The sequence below is a fragment of the Gilliamella sp. wkB308 genome, assembly GCF_001690185.1.
Classification (GTDB): domain Bacteria; phylum Pseudomonadota; class Gammaproteobacteria; order Enterobacterales; family Orbaceae; genus Gilliamella; species Gilliamella apicola_I.
Genome location: NZ_LZGN01000028.1, coordinates 1 through 20,443, shown reverse-complemented (window position 1 = coordinate 20,443; position 20,443 = coordinate 1). Strand labels below are relative to the sequence as shown.

Sequence of the window (20,443 nt, the reverse complement as noted above, 5' to 3'; positions counted from 1 at the left end):
AACCCTATGCTCGAGGATGATGTTTGCTGTGTAATTGCTTTAACCTTTCTGTTGCTACATGGGTATAGATTTGCGTAGTTGAAAGGCTGCTATGCCCTAATAACATTTGAACAACCCGCAAGTCTGCCCCATGATTAAGTAAGTGGGTAGCAAACGCATGCCGAAGCACATGAGGAGAAAGTGCTTCAATATTTATATCAGCTAGTATGGCATAATATTTTATTCGATGCCAGAATGTCTGTCGTGTCATTTTTTTTCCAAGTCTACTTGGGAAAAGCACATCGACTGGTCCTGATTTAAGTAAATCATCACGTCCATATTTAAAATAGTATTCTAACCAATAAATGGCTTCTTCGCCTAGTGGGACTAAACGTTCTTTATTCCCTTTACCTATTACCCGAATCACACCTTGTCGTAAACTAATATCACTTATTTCTAAACTCACTAATTCTGTTACCCGTAAACCAGTTGCATAAAGAACTTCTAACATAGCTTTGTCTCGAAGCTCTATTGGGTCTTGAGCATTAGGCGATTCGAGCAAAGCTTCAACTTGTGATTCGGTTAGATCTTTAGGTAATTTTTTCGGTAATTTAGGTGAGGATAGGACAGCTGACGGATCATCGGTACGATAATTTTCTTGATATAAGAACTGAAAAAAACGTTTTGTTGCACTCATCAGTCGTGCTGTGCTACTTGCTTGATAACCATCGGCAACCCGTTGCATTAAAAAATCTTGCAAATGGGTTGTATTTGCAGTAATAAAATTAACATTTTTCAATTGTAGCGATTGATTGAGAGCCAATAGATCGAGTTTATAAGATTCTATGGTATTTTCCGCTAAATTTCGTTCTAACCATATGGCGTTGAGAAATTCTTCAACAAGCTTTTCATTGTGAGGACGTATGTGGTCTTTTGACACCAAGATTATCTCTACATTTTGAATATAAAAAATATTATATACTAAATTAGCAATTAATTGCAGTGTAACTCATGTTGAATCATGAATATGATATTGTATGATAATAGACATTATTTTAACTTTTTACGGATATAATGTTATCGATGTTAGTGAAAAAAATATGTGACTTGCATTGTTTGATATATACTTATCATTTCTAAACTTTCTTCAATGTAATTATATGTTAAAACGAAATATTTACCTTTTTATCGCGGTTTATGCGTTATTCGTAATTGGTATTGAAACTCATGTTTATTGGCATGCTCGGTTTCGTCCATGGCAACCTGGTACGCCGATAGGTCGAATAATATTTTATTATAGTTTTTTTACTGTTCTTTCCAATCTCATGCTAGCAATAAGTTGCCTATTTTTAACCTTTAAACCTAACTGTAACCGTTATAGCTTTAATGTTATTCGATTAAATGGCTTAATTGGTGTAATTATTACTGCAATAATTTATAACTCAATTTTACGCGGTATTCATCAACCGCCAAATAGTTTATTGCGTTTTACAAATGAAAGTTTACATGTTGTTATTCCCCTATTAGGTATTTTGAGTTGGCTTATTTGGGGACCATTCAGACGTATCAACGCCAAAGTTGTTATTGGTTCGATATTGTCAATGATAGCGTATGCTATTTATATCTTCTTACGAGGTTATTTTACACATCAATATCCGTATCCATTTATCAACATTGAAAAAATAGGTTATATAAAAGCATTATATAATGTGAGTAAAGTGCTATTATTATTTTTGGGATTAACTTTCTTATTATGGTGTATTGACCGTTTAAGGAGATAAAAATGAAACTATATATTTATGAACATTGTCCTTTCTGTGCACGAGCAAGAATGATTTTTGGTTTGAAAAATATACCGGTTGAAGAGCACGTTTTACTTAGTGATGATTCGGGAACACCTCAAAGCATGATCGGCGAAAAAATGGTTCCGATTTTGCAAAAAGATGACGGGAGTTATATGCCAGAAAGTTTAGATATTGTGGATTACATCGACAATAATTATGGGGGCAAACCAATTTTAGTTGGATCACAATCATCCGAAATATCAGCGTTAATTAAGCAATTACAACACTATGATTATAAATTAGAGTGTCCTCGCTATATTAAACTCGGTTTAGCGGAATTTGCAACTCAACATGCTATTGATGATTTTGTTGCCAATAAAACCAAAAAAATAGGTTCGTTTGATGCATGTCTTGAACAAACTGATGAATTAGTCATGTCCGTATCAAACATTCTAGATAAACTAGCACCCCTGATTGTTTCAGCACATGCTTGTAATGGTAATTTATCATTGGATGATATCTTATTATTTCCTGTATTACGTAATTTAACTTGTGTAAAAAATTTGACTTTTCCGCCTAAAATTAAAGCTTATCTGGAATCGATGTCAAGACAGAGTAAGGTTAATCTGTTTTTTGATCAAGCCGTATAATTGCTAATATTGTGAAGTAAAAAAACTCATTAACCTAGGTTAATGAGTTAACAATTAAAAAAATAGGAATACGATAATTATTAACCCATGCTAACAACATGATAAATCGTAGTTAGCATGTTGAAACAGGGCGATTAATTACCTAATTTAAGATCAATGATTTCAATTTGGTCTTTACCGCCGTATATGTCATACCATGGCGTAGCATATTGTTTTAAAATCTTATTGAGCTCTTCAACGTTTTCCCGTCCGGTGGTATCTAACCAGCGTTTTAATCCTTCTTTGCCTTCTTTGGCATAAACGGCAACACCTTCAAACCAAGTGGCACGACCACCTAAAATACCACTATATTTAGCACCATTTTCACCCGCGAAAATTAACTCTTGATGGAATGTTTTGGTCGGAACACCGGCACTTAAATATATAAAAGGACGCGTGGCGGCATCGCTGGCTTGTTTAAAATAATCCGCTGCTTGTTTTTGTGAATACACTACAACATTATTATCATTGAAGCCCTCAACATGTTTAAAAAGTACAGGAACTTCGACTTTTAAAACATCAATGTAATAGTGATTTTTGGTGAATTCTTTAATGGTATTGATCACTTTTTGTGGTTTGATTTTGGCAAATTCAGGACTTTTATCATCTGTTACCGTGTTATCATACACGATAGGTTCAACAAAGAGGGGAATATCAGCCGCTCTTGCTTCATCGCCAATACGTTCTAAAAATGCATGTTTTTTATCTAAAATATCTTGTGGGTCATCAGGGTTGTAATAGACTAAAACCTTGGCTGCATCTGCCCCTTTTTTTAACAAACGTTGTAAAGAATCTTCCGGTAATACGTCAGGTAAACGACCGGGTGTGTTAGCATCATAGCCCGTTTTTTCATAAGAAATGATTAAACCCGCATTTTGATTTTTTTTCGCCATACCTTTAAAGCCATACTCTTCATCTAACAAAATTGCACTGACATATTTTGTTAATTCCTGAGAAACAAGCTCTTTGAATTCATACACCATATCAATATGATAACGATCCTTACCAACGGCGGCTTCCATCATTTTAACCATTGAACCACGCTGATCGATTGCTAACGCAGCAATAATACCTTCTTGGTTTGATAATTGTTGCATACGGGTAAATTTACCACGAGAAATACGTTTTGTAGCCATTTTACAACTCTCCATTTAAAAAGATTTTTCATTGTAGATTTATTACTCGATGATTTATTAGTCATTTAGTGCTAGTTTTGATTAAAGCTAAAAATGATTAAATTTCAGTTCATTAGTTCCCTTTCTGGATAATGATAAAATGTGATAGTTTGATATTATTTTCTAGAACAATCGTTAAAATCTGCCAATGTGGTCGATGCCATTGCCGCTAAATTAACATGAATACACATTCATATTTGTTATTCTAAGACTGTACTAAACAGTAGTCCTAAGGCAAAACCACTCTTACTTCATCTATCGGCACTATTTAAATTGAAATAAAAATGCAAATTCTAAATAGTGAGATTAATCATCGTCATAGGTTTCTATGCAATATAAATATATAAAATAGGATATATATTTTTTTAAAACTTTGAAGATGAGCATATTTTTTCATAAAAATAAGGCTAAAATAAATACAATTATGAGTTAAATTTTAATTATTCAGGAGAAAGAAATGAAAGCTGCTGTTATAAGAAATGCGTGCGATGGTCAAGTCGACATTAAAGATATCCCTATCCGTCCATTAGAAGCAGGTGAAGCTTTAGTTGAAGTTGAATATTGCGGTCTTTGCCATACTGATCTTCATGTCGCTTCGGGCGATTTTGGTAAAAAGCCGGGTAGAGTAATTGGTCACGAAGGTGTCGGTATAGTGACTAAAGTTGCGCCCGATGTAAAAAGTTTAAAAGTTGGCGATAGGGTCAGTATTGCTTGGTTTCATGCAGGTTGTGGGACTTGTGAATATTGTATATCGGGTAATGAAACATTCTGTCGTAGTGCGTTAAATTCGGGTTATACCGTTGACGGAGGTATGGCAGAATTTTGTATTGTTAAGGCTGATTATGCCGTTAAAGTTCCAGAAGGACTAGATCCCGCTCAAGCAACCAGTGTAACGTGTGCCGGAGTTACCACTTATAAAGGTATTAAAGTTGCGGATACCAAGCCAGGGCAATGGCTTGCGGTATTTGGTATTGGAGGCTTAGGGACTTTGGCGGTGGAGTATGGAAAAAAAGTCTTTAATAACAAAGTGGTGGCAATTAGTAATAGTGATAGTCAATTAGAGTTGTGTAAAAAATTGGGAGCTGATTTAGTCGTTAATCCTAAAAAAATAGCCGATGTGGGGGCATATATAAAACAACATACGGGCGGTGGTGCGCATGGTGCTGTGGTGACGTCAGTAACTAAGACCGGTTTTAATCAGGCTGTTGAATCTGTTCGTCCTTTAGGACGTGTTGTGGCACTGGGTTTGCCGTCTGAAACAATGGATTTAAGTATTCCTAAAACAGTATTAGATGGTATTCAAGTTTTAGGTTCGCTTGTGGGGACTCGAGAAGATCTTGCTGAAGCATTTCAATTTAGTGCAGAAGGAAAAGTTGTCCCAATTGTTGAAAAAAGACCATTAGAAGATATCAACGATATGATCGAAGAAATGAAAGCAGGAAAAATTCAAGGGCGTATGGTCATTGATATGAAAATGAAAAGAAGTAACTAAAAAAAGTAACTAAAAGGTTTCGACTTATATGCTTAAGTCAGCTTAATGCTGACTTTTTTATATTTAAAAGATAAAAATCCCATTCTTTGTATGAATTTAATTTTTTTCAGATAGTTAACAGTATTCTTTCTTGAATTTTATTCATAAACTTCTATTATAAATAAATTTTCCTTAATATAGATTATTACTCAAAGAGGACATTTATGTCAGATCACAATTTAGAAAATAAATTGCGGAAAGATCTTGGTCTAGTTTCTGCATTATCACTGGTTGTCGGAATGGTTTTAGGAGCAGGGGCTTTTATGAAACCACCCGCAGTGTTAGAAGTCGCTGGTGATTATAATTATGCATTACTAGCATGGATAATAGGCGGTATTTTTTCTATTTGTGGTGGACTAACATTGTGTGAATTAGGGGTGATGTTTCCTAAAACTGGTGGCATGTTAGTTTATTTAGAAAAAATTTATGGTGCGAAAGTATCTCACCTTTATGGTTGGATGATCACTGTTCTTTTTGCGCCATCATTAGTTGGGGCACTTGTTGGCTATTTTAGCTCAGTTTTTTGCTTATTATTTAACATTGATGAAGCTTATCGAATGGCGGTTAGTGCAGGTGTGTTAGGTTTTATTGCCTTGATTAATGCAATAGGGGTTAAAGAGGCAGGCTATTTACAAACCTTTGCAACGATTTGTAAACTCATTCCTATCCTTTTATTAGCTATCTTTGGTCTTTGGAAAGGTAATGGACAAGTCGCCTTACTTGGTGCAAGTGGACAAGGTATTGAAACCTATGCACCTTTCGCTGTTGCCATTCTTGCGACACTGTTTGCTTATGACGGTTGGGCGCAAGTCGCCTCTGTAGCTGGTGAAATCCGAAATCCTTCAAAAGTTTTACCTAAAGCAATCATTCTGGGAATCCTATTCTTAATTATTGTCTATGCCTGTATAAATATTGCACTATTTAAAATATTTCCGGTACAGGAAATGGTATCACTAAAACATGATGCCTCAGCTATTGCTTCACAACGCATGTTTGGGGAATTCGGTGGAAACTTGGTTGCCGTTGGTATTATGGTCTCAATTCTGGGTGGCATTAATGGTTATATTATGACCTTATCACGAACTATTTTTAGTATGGCTGAGCGAGGTACGATTATTGGGGCACGTTTTTTAAGTACGATTGATGAGGATAGTCGTTCCCCAGTTAATGCTATTATTGTCTTAGTTATTTTTTCATTCTTGTATTCGATATTGCTGGATGCTGATCGGTTATCAGAAATTTCAATGTTTGCGATTTGGGTATTTTATCTACTGACTTTTATTGGTGTGATTATTGCCAGAAAAAAATATGCTGATGTGCCTAGACCTTACAAAGTTATTGGATACCCTATTATTCCTATTGTGGCTATAAGCGGGGCTGCTTATGTTATTTATGGTATGTTGATTTATCAAACTGTAAATGGGATCGCTTCAATCTTTTTAACCTTAATTGGCTTACCAGTATATTACTACTATCATAAAAAGAATCAAAACAAAGAACTTTCGCTTGGTGAAATGAAAAAATATCATAACAAAACACAATACTCTATTGCATATGCTTCATTAATTATCATTGTCGGATTAATTGCATATGGTTATATCGTGAGTTCAGGACTTGCTTTTAAAGTTTTGATGTTATTTAATCAATTCATAAAATAAACTGGCTATTGCCAGTTTATTTTTATGACAATTAGCTTAAATATAATTTGAAATTAAACTATAGATATTTTGATCATAAAACGCATCATTAAGATATTCGGCTTGTTTTAGTGTTCCTTCATAATCAAAACCACAACGCTTAGCGACTTGATTACTTTTCAAATTAGTGACAGCACATTTAATGACAAAGCGTTTGATGATTTTTTTTACAGCATAATGATGAGTGAGTGCTTGGATAGCTTGTGTAATGATACCCTTACCTTGTGCTTTGCCATCTAACCAATAACCGAGATAGGCTGTTTTATTGTTTTTATCAATATAATTAAAGGAAAGTAGACCAACCGGTAGATTATTATGTAAAACCACATGGGTTTTAGTTTGATCTTGCTGATGTTTGATAAAACAATCTGCTAAAAAATTAGCTGTATCTGACTCACATTTGACAAATTTTGGCCATGCCATAAATTGACTAAAGAAGAAACGATTTGAATCAATAATGTGGTATAACGCGTTGGCATAATCAGTTGTTGCAGGACTAAGATAGATATGTTCAGTGACATGAATTTTATCTTGTTGGTTATCATTCATTGTTTATTCTCTTAAAAACATAACAGTTTAAAGTCCCTTGTTATGAAATTGCCAGACTGTGTAGTCTGGCAATTTCGATGGATTTTAATGGATACAAAACAAAGAATGATTATTATTTGGTCTGATTCTTGCTTTTCGGTTTAGCCACATAGTTATACACGACTAATAAAGCAAAAATAGCAACAATAATCATCATAATAACATCTTTATTTAACCATTTTGCCATATTACCAAGTAAAATACCTACACCACAAAAATCGACATCAGAAAACGTGGTATTAGCAAAACCAAGTGATCCTAGTACAGGTAACAATACCACGGGTAAAAAGGTCACTAATAAACCATTAGCAAATGCACCAAGCATTGCCCCACGGCGACCGCCCATTGCGTTACCAAATACCCCAGCAGTTGCACCACAGAAGAAATGTGGAACCACACCCGGTAAAATGAGTACCGCGTTAAGTTGACCTAAAACAAATAATCCAACTAATCCACCCAAAAAGCTAAATAAAAAGCCAATTAATACCGCATTAGGAGCATAAGGAAATACGACAGGGCAATCTAAAGCAGGTTTGGCGTTAGGGACTAATTTTTCTGAAAATCCTGTAAATGCGGGGACAATTTCGGCAAGAATTAGACGTACACCTTGCAATATGATAAAGACACCTGCTGCAAAAGTGATCGCCTCAATAATGGCATAAACTAAATAATTATCACCATGACTAAGATTGTTTTCAACATAATCTGAACCGGCAAATACGGCTAAAATAAGGTAAATAATCATCATGGTTAACGAGATTGAAATTGAGCTGTCACGTAAAAAGCTCAAATTTTTGGGTAAGTTCATCTCTTCAGTTGAACGAGACCCTTTGCCAACTCCCATACCAAGCCAACCAGCTAAGACATAACCTAGCGTACCAAAGTGACCAAATGCGACATCATCGTTACCGGTAATTTTTCGCATTTGTGGTTGAGCTAAAGCAGGGAAAAACGCCATAATTAACCCTAAAACTAATGCGCCAGTAAAGACTAATTGCCAACCTTGAAACCCTGAGACGGTTAAAATAATACTAATCATACAAGCCATATAAAAAGTATGATGGCCGGTTAGAAAGATGAATTTTAATCGTGTAAATCGGGCAACAACAATATTGGCAATCATACCGAACGCCATAATTAATGCAGTTGCTGTGCCATACTCATTTAATGCCATTGATACAATAGCTTCATTATTAGGAACAATTCCTTGAAGTTTAAACGCCTGTTCAAACATGATACCTAATGGTGTAATTGCGCTAATAAGTACTGTTGCACCACCACCTAATACCAAAAATCCTAAAATAGTCTTAATGGTTCCTTTTACCGTATCGGCAAATGATTTACGTTGAGCTAATAATCCTACCATTGCGATTAAGCCAACAAGCACCGCAGGTACTTTTAGGATATCAACAATAAATTTTACTATTTCCTGAATCATAGTAACTCCTCAAAGATTTGCTCAGTTCTTGGCAAAATGCTCAACGAGTTTTTGTTCTAAATCGTTGATATCAATAATATTGTTTAACACCACTAATTTATCGGCAGGAATCCCAGAACTGGTGGCTAAATCTTTTGTCATGACAAACAGATCAGCTTGATCGGGTGTTGCTGAAGCTAAATCAGCATGTGTAACCTCTGCATCAATATTTAATTTTTTTAGGACTTTTTTGATATTCATTTCAACCATAAAACTACTACCAAGACCTGAACCACAAACTGCCATAATTTTCATATTGTTTATCCTTTTACTCATTTCTATTTAATTTAATATTGATCAATCACAGCCAAGATTTCATCACGATGTTGTGCTTTAAAAATGGTCTGCATATCGTTTGATTCACCGAAGAGTGTTGCTAATTGCGTTAACATTTCAATGTGACTGGTACTATCATTGGCCGCTAATAAAGTCACTAAATAAACAGGGTCATTATCTTCTGAATTGAATTTAACGCCTTGCTTGACCAATAACATTGACAATCCTAATTGATTTACACCCTGTTCAGGTCTGGCATGTGGCATAGCAATACCGGGTGCCAAAACGTAGTAAGGTCCTATTGATTCGTGTAACTGAAAAATAGCATCCACGTAATTTTGTGAAATGGCATTATTTTTTAACAATGGTGTTGCACAAAGTTGTATTGCTTCTTTCCAGTCTTTAACCGAATCAATAATATTGACTGTTTGGTTGGTTAACCATTTACCTAACATTTTTCCTCCATTAAAACCGATATAAAGTTACTGTCTTTGCCAAAAATTAACATACTGCACAATAATAGAAACGAAAAAATAATAGAAATGTGATAGCGCTATCAAAGTTAATATAAAATTTATCTGTTTTGTGATACAGATAACATTTTTAGTGAATGGATAAAAAAATATTTTTTTAGAGTACTAATATTATATCGATAATCATGATTAAAAAACAGCTTAAACAATCTGCTCTTGATTGCTAGCCATAAAAAAATTTAGTTCATTATTCTTTGGGCAAATAGGCAGATAAATAAAAGGGTTAACATTAATTGAGATAAAACATGCAGGATATAAAAAAGCGTAAGAGTACTGGGCAGATCACCTTGTTTGATGTTGCGAAACATGCTGGTGTGGGGGCTATGACGGTATCAAGAGCTTTACGGACTCCTGAGCAAGTTTCGGATAAGCTCCGTCAAAAAATTCAATTGGCAATTGCGACATTGGGTTATAAACCTAATGTCGCAGCAAGCTTACTGGCTTCTGCATCGGCGATTAAAGTTATCGCGGTCATTACTTCTAAAATATATGATCATTCAGCACAAATTTTACTTAATACTTTGCAAACCCACTTAGCAAAAGAAGGTTATACGACATTAATTATCGAATTGTGCCATTATTACAAATGCGAATCGCAATTAGTTAATACGTTAAGTAGTTATCAGCTTGAAGCAATTTTGTTCTTTCATGTTGAAGATGAAGCGTTAATTCAACAAATCATCAATTACAAAACAATACCGATTATGAATATTGGCAAGCAATATGAGGACTTAATAGATTTAAACGTCGAAATAGATGATTGTTTAGCTATGTATATGCTTACCGAGTATGCGATTAAAAAAGGTTATCGCCATATTGGTTTGTTATGTGCTAATCAACAAAATCATTTTTTTCAACAGCGTTTGCATGGTTGGCATAAAGCAATGCTAACTTATCATTTACCCAATCATAGAGTAATTAATGCTGCTAAACCTGCTAACTTTAGTACGGGTTCCGATTTGCTCTCCGACATATTACTCAACTGGCCTGAACTTGACGCTTTAATATGTACGACTGATGAATTAGCGTGTGGTGTGCTTTATGAATGTCAACGTCGGCATATTCGTGTCCCTTATCAATTGGCGGTAAGTGGATTTGGTAATAATGAGTTTAGTGAAGTAAGCTTTCCACCATTAACGACTGTCGCATTACCTTCCAAACAGATTGGAGAATATACGGCGACTTTAATATCACATAAATTAAATAACAAAACGGATTGGATTGAACCTATATTATCCCCATTAGAGCCAGTCATCCAAGCTCGAGTGAGTTTATAGTTGAGCGTATTATATGTTAAATAAAAGAAAGAAATAATGAAGTAAATTTTATTCTCAAAATTCAGAAACAAAAAAAGCCTACTTAGAAAAACAGACTTTTTTTAAAATTGGTCGGCGAGAGAGGATGACTCGCATTTTATGCTCGCCCTTCGGGTCGTTGCTAAAGCAACGTTGTCTCGCTACGCTCGGCTCGAACCTCTGTCGGTTCTCATCCTCTAAACTGAAGCGAATAATAAAAAAGCCTACTCAATGAGTAGGCTTTTTCTAAAAATTGGTCGGCGAGAGAGGATTCGAACCTCCGACCCACTGGTCCCAAACCAGTTGCGCTACCAAGCTGCGCTACTCGCCGTTAGGATGCGCATAATACTGCGCTAACCTCGATGTGTCAAGAGTTACCCCTAAAAATTATGATGATAATTTTTTATTTTGTGAAAGGGGCTGGTGTTTTGCCAATACGTTGATAAAATTCGGTGACAAATTCTTCATAACGATTGTTAGCAACTGCTTCTCGAATCTCTGCCATTAAACGTTGATAATAGCGTAAATTGTGAATAGTATTGAGCCTTGCCCCTAAAATTTCACCACACTTATCTAAATGATGAAGATAAGATTTCGTGTAATTTTTGCAGGTATAACAATCACACTCAGGATCAAGTGGTGTTGTGTCATCTTTATATTTGGCATTACGAATCTTAATGACGCCGTTAGTTACAAAAAGATGTCCATTACGAGCATTTCGGGTTGGCATGACACAGTCAAACATGTCGATACCACGACGTACGCCTTCAACTAAATCTTCAGGTTTGCCAACGCCCATTAAATAACGTGGTTTATCAGCCGGTAATTGAGGGCAAGTGCCTTCTAAGATACGATGCATATCCGCTTTCGGTTCACCAACGGCTAATCCACCCACAGCATATCCGTCAAAGCCTATTTCGGTTAATCCTTTAATGGATATGTCACGTAATTCTTGATGTACACCACCTTGAACTATACCGAATAATGCATTTTTATTACCAAGTTCATCAAAACGTTGACGGCTTCGTTTTGCCCATCGTAATGACATTTCCATCGATTTTTTGACATAGTCCCACTCCGCAGGAAAAGGCGCACATTCATCAAAAATCATCACAATATCAGAACCAAGATCGTATTGAATTTCCATTGAAATTTCAGGCGATAAAAAGATTGAATCGCCATTAATTGGATTACGAAAATAAACGCCTTCTTCTTTAATTTTGCGAATATCACCTAAACTAAAAACTTGAAACCCACCAGAATCGGTTAAAATAGGGCCATGCCATTGCATAAAATCATGTAAATCACCATGTTTACGCATAATCTCTTGCCCTGGCCGTAACCATAGATGAAAGGTATTACCTAATAAGATTTGGGCTCCAGTTGCGGCGACTTCTTCAGGTGTCATCCCTTTTACGGTACCATATGTACCAACAGGCATGAATGCTGGGGTTTCAACGGTGTATTCGACGCCACGGCGATCGAATTTCATACGTCCTCGACGAGCAAGTCCGTCAGTATTGTCTAATTCAAATTTCATGTTTTGTTAACCTCGTGCGACCAAATAAACAGTTTGGCGCAAATTATTGATATAATACGTTGTCGTATTATTAAATTTCGGCGCCTAGTTTATCGTGATCATTGACAATAGACAACATTTGGAGGGTTTTTAAAAATTTTGAAATACATTATTTTATCATTGTCAGTTTTAATTTTATTCATGATAACAGGTTGTCAAAGCCAACTTAATAAACCGCAATTTATTCTTTCTTCTCAACAAATTGATGTGTTATCTGAGCAGGAAATCCTAAAATTCAATGAACAAGTTTGTCGTGATGAAGATAAGCAATCTATTGTGCTTGCTAATGATCATGCAATAAGTCAACGACTTCATCGCCTTATTCAATATCTGCCTAACAAGATTAATCTTCTTCAACTAAATTATAAAGTTTATCTCAATACAAAGCCTAATGCTTGGTCATCAGCAAATGGTTGTATACGCCTAAACAGCGGATTAATTAAACTGTTAACCGATGATGAGCTATTGGCCGTACTTGCTCATGAACAAGGACACATTGCGCTAAAACATGCGATAAACGCATTCCAACATGCCCCTTATATTGAAATTTATGATAAAGCGAATAAGACTGTTGTGATGGTAAGAAAGGAGACCGCTCAGCAAAATGAAATTGATGCAGATAATTATGCGATTGAGATATTACGTAAACAAAAATTAAACCCTGCCGCACTGATTAGCATGCTTATGAAAATGCCGGTACATAATGATGTCGATCTAACATCGCATCCTGCAATATCAAAACGAATTAATCATATTTCACAAAAACTGAATAATATTAAGTAATAATATTTTCTTCGTTTGCCAATCAATGGGTAAATGGTTACTACTTAGATTGGCAAATTTTAAAAACTCACCAATTAAATTTGTTTGCCTGTAATAAACATCGCATCACCATAGCTAAAAAAACGATATTTTTCGTTAACGGCTTGTTGATAAGCATTCATTGTATTTTCATAACCAGCGAAGGCTGAAACTAACATAATTAAAGTCGATTCGGGTAAATGAAAATTTGTAATTAATGCATCGATCACATTAAACTGGTAGCCGGGATAAATAAAAATTTGTGTGTCGGCAAAAAAAGGTGTGATCGTACCTGTTTTTTGGGCGGCACTTTCTAGCGCTCTAACCGATGTTGTTCCCACGGCGATAACTTTATTACCACGAGCTTTACAAGCTAACACTGCCTCAACGACTGTTTCGGGGACTTCTGCATACTCGGCATGCATTATATGCGATTCAATATTTTCAACTCTTACGGGCTGAAACGTACCTGCACCAACATGCAAAGTAACAAAAGCCATTTCAACGCCTTTATCTTTCAATTTTTCTAACAATGGTTCATCGAAATGAAGCCCGGCAGTAGGTGCAGCAACCGCACCTGGCACTTTACTGTAAACAGTTTGATAAACTTCACGGTCTTGTTCATCATCGGGGCGATCAATATAAGGTGGTAAAGGGATATGACCTATTTTATTTAAAATAGTCAATACATCGTCAGGAAATTGAAGTTCAAATAAAGCATCATGTCTTGCCACCATTACCACCTTAATCGAATCATCTTCACCTAATAAAAGTTCGGTACCTTCTTTAGGTGATTTTGATGCTTTGATATGGGCAAGGGCACGATTATCATTCAAAATTCGTTCAACTAAAATTTCAATTTTTCCTCCCGATGTTTTTTTTCCAAATAAACGGGCAGGGATAACTTTAGTATTATTAAAAACAAGTAAATCACCGGGATTAATTTTATCAATAATATCGGTGAAAATTCCGTGTTCAATCTTTCCTGTATGACCATTTAAAGATAAAAGTCGACAGTCACTTCTGGTTTGAGAAGGATGCTTTGCAATAAGTTCTTTGGGAAGTAAAAAATTAAAGTCGGATAGTTTCATAATAGCTATGTCTGAAAAAAATAGGCATTAGTCTAAATCTCATAATACCAGTAAGCAAGTAATTATTTATTGCTTATTATTAAAGTTAGTTTAAAATTTTGGCTGCCTAGCTAAGGTTAGGAATAAAGTAATTATATTTAAAATAAGGAAAACAAAATGAAAAATCTTAAAAATACATTATCTATTGCTCTACCTTTGGTTGCAGCAATATCATTAGTCGGTTGTAACAGTATAGATAATATGACTGATCTTGGTATGCGTGGTATTCAGGCTGCAACACTTAGTGACGATGAAATAAAAACATTAAGCGCTAATGCATGTGCTCAAATGGATTCAAAAGCAAAAATTGCGTCTGCCAACAGTGCTTATACTAAACGATTGAATAAAATTGCCAAAACACTCGGCTATAACTTAAATGGAACACCTATTACATATAAAGTATATCTAAATAAAGATATCAATGCATGGGCAATGGCTAACGGTTGTGTCCGTGTTTATAGTGGTTTAATGGATAACATGAATGACAATGAAATTCAGGGTGTTTTAGGACATGAATTAGGTCATGTTGCTTTAGGGCACACTAAAAAAGCAATGCAAGTTGCTTATGCTACCGAGATAGCTCGTGATGCTGCTGCTTCATCAGGAAACGCGGCGGTAACTGCGTTATCAAAATCTAAATTAGGCACTTTAGCCACCGCTGTTGTTAACTCTCAATTTTCACAAAAACAAGAAAAAGACGCTGATAACTACTCTTTTGACTTCTTAGTAAAGAAAAACATTAATCCAGTAGGGCTTGCAACGAGTTTTGAAAAACTTGGTGGTGGTAATGCTGACTTATTAAGTAGTCATCCTTCTTCATCAGATCGTGCGGCTAATATTCGTAAGAAGATTGCTAGATTGAAAAAATAATATCGAGTCAATAATTGAATCAAAAGCACCTAATTTTTTGGTGCTTTTTTGTTTTTATGTAAATTGAAATTTCAAGACGAATTCAATAGTATTAATCAATAGACATCTAGAAGATGTTCTCCATTTCTTTGCCTATCATCTCGCATTTACAAACTACTTATTTTTACAATTAAGTCATGTCATTACAGGATTATTGTAAATAACTATCTATTTATCAAATTGTTAAAATAATTTAACGCTTCTTTTTATACTTCACTAAGCAAAATTAAAAATTGTTACATGTAAATTAATAGTTTTTATTGATTTTAATTATTTAAATTAATCGTTTTCTTCGATTGATGTGTGATTGTGAAAATATTTAAAAAGTATCTGTAAAAACGCTTGTTTTGTTAATTTTTCTGATCATTAAAAATGAATAGAGAAGAAATGAATATGCAACATTTAAAAATTTTTACTAATCCGAAAGTTTGATTGTAAATTGAATTCTTTATCTTAATTTATTAAATGGATCTTTATAACTAATGCATTAATTAAAAGTAAATTTTTTTGACTTTTTTAAAAATTTTTCTGATTAATTTGTTAAGTTAAATATCGAATACTGTCTAATCAAGATCAGTAAGCAAAATTATGTAATTGAATATTGATATTGTTATTAATTAGCATCTGTTTTTTTATTTTAAAAGTTATTTATGCAAGTTTTTATACGTAATTAATCCTAATAAAAATAGTTATATGTGGTAATGATAGTTTTTTACGATCATGTTGTTAAGTATTGATCGTTTTTTGCGATCAATATATAATTGTGAAAATTTTTGAAAAAAATATGTAAACAAACACTTGTTTTATTAAATTGTCCACTTATAAAAAATCGTTTTGAATCAATGGATAAGAAGCTTGTGTTCAAAATTTATCATTTTTGCTAGCCCAAAAATTGAGTAATAGTTGAACTGCCGTTTCATTAATTAGGTGTTTTTTCTCTAAAAAACAAGTGATTATAAATTATTGTTTTGATTGGTCAGCAGAATAACAATTTAGTCAATAAAACCTAATAAATAAATTTAATTATAAAAAAATAAAGCAATTGACCTTAAAAAGAAAGGAAATAAAGTAGATGAAAAAACATAACTGGACCCGGCATTTACCTTGTCTGGGGATAAGTGCTGCTTTTTTACTCGGCTCAAATGGTGTTTATGCCGGTGCGGATAACGTGCCCAAATTGAACATTATCCGGGATGAGTTTAATGCAGAAGAGAAGCTTAACTTAAGTATCTATAATCCCAAGCTTAAGCTGACCTCACAAGGGCTGTTTACCTCACCAATGGGATTTTATGTCTATACTAACTACCCCTCAAAAATAGCGGAATACCAGATCACGGTTTACCGTCAATCAGACTTAGATAACCAATATCCCTTAAAGACATTCCGTTTTAGTGATATCAGTCCGGATGAGGCCGTATTATGGAGCGGGGAAACGGATAATGGTGAGCCGTTATCAATTGACAGCGAGTATAAAGCGATTTTAAGCACGACCGGTTATGCAGGCCAAAAAGATACCGTATATGCAGTGCCATTTAAAACCTTAGGTTACGGCAGTGCACAAATCGACAATCCGTTCACCGCCTACCGCAAATCGACCCCCACGTCAAATTTATTATTTGGTCAATTAAAATCAGACAGCACGATACCGGGCTTTGGTGAAAGCCGAATAAACCATCAGGGCATTGTCACCAGTGCCCAAGACCGTAAAGTGGTCATTCAAATGGCGGGACTGGAAGATAAAAAAGCAGTGAAGCTCAATGGTGAGCACTTAGTGGTGGACGACAATGGTCGAGCCATGCGCGAGATAATTTTATCGCCGGGTGAGTATCAGTTTGATTTAAGCTGGCAGGATGAGCAGGGTCAGACCCACACACAGCAGGAAAAGCTGGTGGTGGAGCAGGAAGATGACCTTTTCTATGTGGGTATAGTGGATGTGACGTATGCGCAAAACAATGTCAGTGGCGACGGACAATCCATACTGGAAGAGGCTGACAGTCATCACTACAGCGGCAAAGGGAGCTGGGATGGACGGGTTGCTTTTTATTTAAAAGCGAACAAAGGTGATTATCGCATTACCGCCCATTTGGACACAACGGAAACCCGGCTGAAAAATGCGTTCGGTCATTTAGGTGAAAAAGACCCGACCCGTTTTATCCGTGAAATCGACCCGCAAGCTTACTACCCAAGTTACGGTGATGGTTCGACCACTGAACGGGATGTGGATACGGAAGGGAAGTTTTATCTCAAAATAGAGAAAGGGAAAAGTTACGGGTTATGGGGTAACTATAACACGCAGATTACGGGCAATGAGTTTGCCAACTTTAACCGCAGTTTATACGGTGCACAATTGTTTCATGAAAGTGAAGGCGTGACCGGATATGGCGATACCCGCACGTACGGGACGGTGTTTTTATCGAACGGTGAAACGCGAGGCAGTCATGTTGAGTTAGCCTCGACCGGTGGTAGTTTGTATTTTTTAAAACATCAGCGTATTACCGAAGGGAGTTTAAAGCTGTCGATGGAGGTACGCGACCGTAATACGGGTCGGGTACTGAGCACCGGGACGTTGACGGAAGGCGTGGACTATGAAGTCAATCAGTTTCAGGGTCGGGTACTTTTAACCAAGCCATTGCCGATGACGGCACAGGGCGAGACGGGGAGTTCGATAATTGAAGGCGGTAATCTGTTAGGGGGTAACCCGGTGTGGATTATTGCGGAGTATGAATATTACTCAGACGGTTTTGACTTTAACAGCGAAAAAGTGTTTGGTGGTCGTGCTTATCACTGGTTAAACGACCATGTTCGAATTGGCGGGACGTATATCAATGAAGACCAGTCAAGCGGAGATACGTATGAATTAAAAGGGGTAGACCTGATAATACGACCGACGCAAGGAACACATACCCATGTGGAGTATGCGAAAAGCAAGGCGGGGATGAATGATATCTATGTGTCGAGCAATGGTGGTGTATCGTTTAATCAAACGACGTTATCAGGCGATACCCGAGGTGCGGCATGGAAGGTTGAGCAAACCATCAACTTTAATGACTTTACGGATGAGGATATTCCGCTGAGTTTTAAAGGGTATTACTCGATGCAGCAGGAAGGCTTTTCATCGTTTGCCAAAGCCCGAAGCAGTGATTTGGAAGAGTGGGGTGGCGAGTTACGTTATGACTTTGAGCCGGATAAAAAAGGTGTCTTACTGGGTTACAGCAATGAAAAAGACAAGGGTAACTATGTAGAACGAATAGCCCGTGCACAATATTACACCACGCTGGGCGATTTATATAAGACCACATTAGAGCTGGAGCACCGTAATAACCACAATTATGGTGAGGACAGCACGCATGAAATGCTGGTGGCGGCGAAACTGGAACGCTCGTTTTTTGACGGACGGGACAAAGGTTACATTATTCAGCAGCTGACGTTAGGCAAATCGGGTGATGTGTCGAATGACAACCGCACGACGGTGGGATACAGCTCTCAGATAACGGACAGCATTAATATTGGCGCGGAATTGTTTGTGTCAAACCGTGGAGGCGGTGGTGGTATCCAGGGCAGCTGGGATGTGAATGACCGCACCAACTTATACACGAAGGTACTTAATGATGTGGACTCAAGTTCGGGTCGCGGTATTACAACGGTATTCGGTGGTCGAACCAAGGCGACGAGTCAAATGGAGTTATATTCTGAGCGACAATTTAAAACTAACCGCATAGACCACACGACATCGGATGTTTACGGGGTGAGTTATAAACCGACGGAAGCCCAATTTATAGAGGGGTCTTACTCGATAGGCCGTGTGAGCAACCGTCACCGCAATCACACCAGTTTAACCGGAAATGATGAAACTCGTCGGGATATTTATGCCGCTGGTTATGGTTATAAAAATGATTTATTTCAAATACGCAATCGTCTGGAATATCGGATAGATGAAGGTAGTGAACGCATAAGACAATGGGTCACCACTAACCGGGTCAAAACGGTAGTTAATGAAAACTTAAGTTGGCTTGGACAATTTGATTTTGCCAAAACGTTTGGTAATCAAGATGATTCAAGTGATGTAGTAAGTAATTACACGGAGTCAATGATCGGTTTTGCCTACCGACCTCAAGTAATCAATAATCTGAACCTTTTTGGCAAAATGACCTATGTGTATGGATTAGACCCGGATGACCAGTTGATAGTGAACTCAACATCATCAAGCGGTAAACGTTATACATCGAGTTTGTATGACCAAAAGAGCTGGGTATGGTCATTAGAAGGTGTTTACGAATGGAATGCGAACTGGGAGACGGCGTTTAAAGCGGCACAAAGACAGGGGCATTTACGTTATAAAGGTGAAAGCGATTGGTATTCATCAGGCGCTGATTTATATGCACTAAGGATTAATTATAAGACGGGTGACTGGGAATATCAGGTTGAAGGTCGAACGTTACGTACTGATCTGGCAGATGACCATAAAGACGGTTTAGTGACCAGTGTTTATCGCAATGTTGGCGACAACATCAAGATGGGCGTGGGTTACAACTTCACGGATTATAACGACAACTTAACACGCTTGAACTACCGTTCACATGGTTGGTTTGTCAATGTAGTGGGGAGTTTCTAATGAACAGTTGGCAAAAATTTAACAGTGGTCAAATACCTTTACCCGTGCAGATAAAATCAGACCTAAAAGCTGAAAATCGAAAAGAAAAGAATTTACGCATATCAGGAGAGAAGATAATGCGAATTAAGTGTAATGCAACAGCGAAAATGAATGCTAAAAAAAGATCTTGGGTTGATGTTTTTTGTTATAAAGCAATATTGCAATGTCTAAAATGGATGTTGCTATCCACCTTTATGTCGTTAGCAGTTGTATCGGTAGCTAATGCAATTCCAATAGCGGGAAGAGTATTTTTAGACTACGATGATACCGCAGCTAATGTAACCTTTCCGTTACAAGGTCTATCCGTTACATTAAAAAACGATCAAGGTATCTTAGTATCAAGTGAACA

At 36.4% G+C, this 20,443-nt stretch carries 17 protein-coding genes, 1 tRNA gene and 1 other RNA gene; 9 read left to right on the top strand and 10 right to left on the bottom strand.

The features are described from left to right. Window positions 1-4 precede the first annotated feature (4 nt). Window positions 5-904 carry a site-specific tyrosine recombinase XerD gene (gene xerD / locus A9G10_RS04280; RefSeq protein WP_065558436.1) on the bottom strand — a complete coding sequence of 300 codons (900 nt, stop codon included), beginning with the start codon at window positions 902-904 and terminating at the stop codon, window positions 5-7. A 235-nt stretch (window positions 905-1,139) separates the two neighbouring features. Here xerD and A9G10_RS04275 point away from each other — a divergent pair, with 235 nt between their 5' ends. Together A9G10_RS04275 and grxB are read left to right on the top strand one after the other, a co-directional pair. After that, on the top strand, window positions 1,140-1,760 hold the full coding sequence (locus tag A9G10_RS04275) for a Pr6Pr family membrane protein (protein WP_065558387.1): 621 nt from the start codon (window positions 1,140-1,142) through the stop codon (window positions 1,758-1,760). Between the two features lie 2 nt (window positions 1,761-1,762). After that, window positions 1,763-2,413, top strand: coding sequence for a glutaredoxin 2 (grxB, locus tag A9G10_RS04270; RefSeq protein WP_065558386.1), 651 nt, complete (start codon window positions 1,763-1,765; stop codon window positions 2,411-2,413). Between the two features lie 134 nt (window positions 2,414-2,547). Here grxB and A9G10_RS04265 read toward each other — a convergent pair whose 3' ends face one another. Then, window positions 2,548-3,588: a tagatose 1,6-diphosphate aldolase gene (locus A9G10_RS04265; RefSeq protein ID WP_065558385.1), complete on the bottom strand. Its 1,041-nt coding sequence runs from the start codon at window positions 3,586-3,588 to the stop codon at window positions 2,548-2,550. Window positions 3,589-4,084: 496 nt separating this feature from the next. Here A9G10_RS04265 and adhP point away from each other — a divergent pair, with 496 nt between their 5' ends. Together adhP and A9G10_RS04255 are read left to right on the top strand one after the other, a co-directional pair. Next, entirely contained in the window at window positions 4,085-5,119 is a 1,035-nt protein-coding gene (gene adhP / locus A9G10_RS04260; protein WP_065558384.1) for an alcohol dehydrogenase AdhP, read from the top strand. 203 nt (window positions 5,120-5,322) lie between these two features. Next, window positions 5,323-6,816 (top strand): APC family permease, encoded by a 1,494-nt coding sequence (locus A9G10_RS04255; RefSeq protein WP_081299029.1) that lies wholly within the window; start codon window positions 5,323-5,325, stop codon window positions 6,814-6,816. Window positions 6,817-6,852: 36 nt separating this feature from the next. On the opposite strand, the gene rimL is transcribed toward A9G10_RS04255, so the two are convergent. From rimL to A9G10_RS04235, 4 genes are all read right to left on the bottom strand, one after another. Further along, window positions 6,853-7,404 (bottom strand): 50S ribosomal protein L7/L12-serine acetyltransferase, encoded by a 552-nt coding sequence (gene rimL, locus A9G10_RS04250; RefSeq protein WP_065558383.1) that lies wholly within the window; start codon window positions 7,402-7,404, stop codon window positions 6,853-6,855. A 112-nt stretch (window positions 7,405-7,516) separates the two neighbouring features. Then, window positions 7,517-8,881 (bottom strand): PTS ascorbate transporter subunit IIC, encoded by a 1,365-nt coding sequence (locus A9G10_RS04245; RefSeq protein WP_065558382.1) that lies wholly within the window; start codon window positions 8,879-8,881, stop codon window positions 7,517-7,519. A 21-nt stretch (window positions 8,882-8,902) separates the two neighbouring features. Beyond that, a complete protein-coding gene (locus tag A9G10_RS04240; protein WP_065558381.1) occupies window positions 8,903-9,175 on the bottom strand; it encodes a PTS sugar transporter subunit IIB in 273 nt (90 codons plus the stop codon). Between the two features lie 32 nt (window positions 9,176-9,207). Then, entirely contained in the window at window positions 9,208-9,651 is a 444-nt protein-coding gene (locus tag A9G10_RS04235; protein WP_065558380.1) for a PTS sugar transporter subunit IIA, read from the bottom strand. A gap of 323 nt (window positions 9,652-9,974) precedes the next feature. Between A9G10_RS04235 and A9G10_RS04230 the strand changes: the two genes are divergently transcribed. Then, window positions 9,975-11,006 (top strand): LacI family DNA-binding transcriptional regulator, encoded by a 1,032-nt coding sequence (locus A9G10_RS04230; RefSeq protein ID WP_065558379.1) that lies wholly within the window; start codon window positions 9,975-9,977, stop codon window positions 11,004-11,006. Window positions 11,007-11,114: 108 nt separating this feature from the next. Here A9G10_RS04230 and A9G10_RS04225 read toward each other — a convergent pair. The 3 genes from A9G10_RS04225 to tgt all read right to left on the bottom strand — a co-directional run bounded on the left by A9G10_RS04225 (window position 11,115) and on the right by tgt (window position 12,564). Continuing rightward, a non-coding RNA gene (locus A9G10_RS04225) (RtT sRNA) lies at window positions 11,115-11,239 on the bottom strand. Between the two features lie 39 nt (window positions 11,240-11,278). Continuing rightward, window positions 11,279-11,355 (bottom strand) — tRNA-Pro (locus A9G10_RS04220). A gap of 72 nt (window positions 11,356-11,427) precedes the next feature. Next, window positions 11,428-12,564, bottom strand: a complete 1,137-nt coding sequence (tgt, locus tag A9G10_RS04215) for a tRNA guanosine(34) transglycosylase Tgt (protein WP_065558378.1) — start codon at window positions 12,562-12,564, stop codon at window positions 11,428-11,430. A 138-nt stretch (window positions 12,565-12,702) separates the two neighbouring features. On the opposite strand from tgt, the gene A9G10_RS04210 reads away from it, so the two are divergent. Continuing rightward, entirely contained in the window at window positions 12,703-13,386 is a 684-nt protein-coding gene (locus tag A9G10_RS04210) for a M48 family metalloprotease (RefSeq protein ID WP_065558377.1), read from the top strand. Window positions 13,387-13,460: 74 nt separating this feature from the next. On the opposite strand, the gene queA is transcribed toward A9G10_RS04210, so the two are convergent. Next, entirely contained in the window at window positions 13,461-14,495 is a 1,035-nt protein-coding gene (gene queA, locus A9G10_RS04205; RefSeq protein WP_065558376.1) for a tRNA preQ1(34) S-adenosylmethionine ribosyltransferase-isomerase QueA, read from the bottom strand. Between the two features lie 156 nt (window positions 14,496-14,651). On the opposite strand from queA, the gene A9G10_RS04200 reads away from it, so the two are divergent. The 3 genes from A9G10_RS04200 to A9G10_RS04190 all read left to right on the top strand — a co-directional run. Then, window positions 14,652-15,404 (top strand): M48 family metallopeptidase, encoded by a 753-nt coding sequence (locus tag A9G10_RS04200; protein ID WP_065558375.1) that lies wholly within the window; start codon window positions 14,652-14,654, stop codon window positions 15,402-15,404. 1,111 nt (window positions 15,405-16,515) lie between these two features. Continuing rightward, on the top strand, window positions 16,516-20,055 hold the full coding sequence (locus A9G10_RS04195) for a hypothetical protein (RefSeq protein WP_065558374.1): 3,540 nt from the start codon (window positions 16,516-16,518) through the stop codon (window positions 20,053-20,055). Beyond that, the coding region (locus tag A9G10_RS04190; protein ID WP_143425951.1) for a hypothetical protein at window positions 20,055-20,443 on the top strand (389 nt) is incomplete at its 3' end. The genes A9G10_RS04195 and A9G10_RS04190, both read left to right, overlap by 1 nt.

What these genes read in the sequence shown, in the direction of transcription:
- queA (WP_065558376.1), bottom strand. Translation starts at nt 14,495, where the DNA reads ATGAAACTATCCGACTTTAATTTTTTACTTCCCAAAGAACTTATTGCA.
- A9G10_RS04235 (WP_065558380.1), bottom strand. Translation starts at nt 9,651, where the DNA reads ATGTTAGGTAAATGGTTAACCAACCAAACAGTCAATATTATTGATTCG.
- A9G10_RS04245 (WP_065558382.1), bottom strand. Translation starts at nt 8,881, where the DNA reads ATGATTCAGGAAATAGTAAAATTTATTGTTGATATCCTAAAAGTACCT.
- A9G10_RS04275 (WP_065558387.1), top strand. Translation starts at nt 1,140, where the DNA reads ATGTTAAAACGAAATATTTACCTTTTTATCGCGGTTTATGCGTTATTC.
- A9G10_RS04265 (WP_065558385.1), bottom strand. Translation starts at nt 3,588, where the DNA reads ATGGCTACAAAACGTATTTCTCGTGGTAAATTTACCCGTATGCAACAA.
- adhP (WP_065558384.1), top strand. Translation starts at nt 4,085, where the DNA reads ATGAAAGCTGCTGTTATAAGAAATGCGTGCGATGGTCAAGTCGACATT.
- A9G10_RS04255 (WP_081299029.1), top strand. Translation starts at nt 5,323, where the DNA reads ATGTCAGATCACAATTTAGAAAATAAATTGCGGAAAGATCTTGGTCTA.
- A9G10_RS04195 (WP_065558374.1), top strand. Translation starts at nt 16,516, where the DNA reads ATGAAAAAACATAACTGGACCCGGCATTTACCTTGTCTGGGGATAAGT.
- tgt (WP_065558378.1), bottom strand. Translation starts at nt 12,564, where the DNA reads ATGAAATTTGAATTAGACAATACTGACGGACTTGCTCGTCGAGGACGT.
- A9G10_RS04240 (WP_065558381.1), bottom strand. Translation starts at nt 9,175, where the DNA reads ATGAAAATTATGGCAGTTTGTGGTTCAGGTCTTGGTAGTAGTTTTATG.
- A9G10_RS04230 (WP_065558379.1), top strand. Translation starts at nt 9,975, where the DNA reads ATGCAGGATATAAAAAAGCGTAAGAGTACTGGGCAGATCACCTTGTTT.
- A9G10_RS04200 (WP_065558375.1), top strand. Translation starts at nt 14,652, where the DNA reads ATGAAAAATCTTAAAAATACATTATCTATTGCTCTACCTTTGGTTGCA.
- rimL (WP_065558383.1), bottom strand. Translation starts at nt 7,404, where the DNA reads ATGAATGATAACCAACAAGATAAAATTCATGTCACTGAACATATCTAT.
- grxB (WP_065558386.1), top strand. Translation starts at nt 1,763, where the DNA reads ATGAAACTATATATTTATGAACATTGTCCTTTCTGTGCACGAGCAAGA.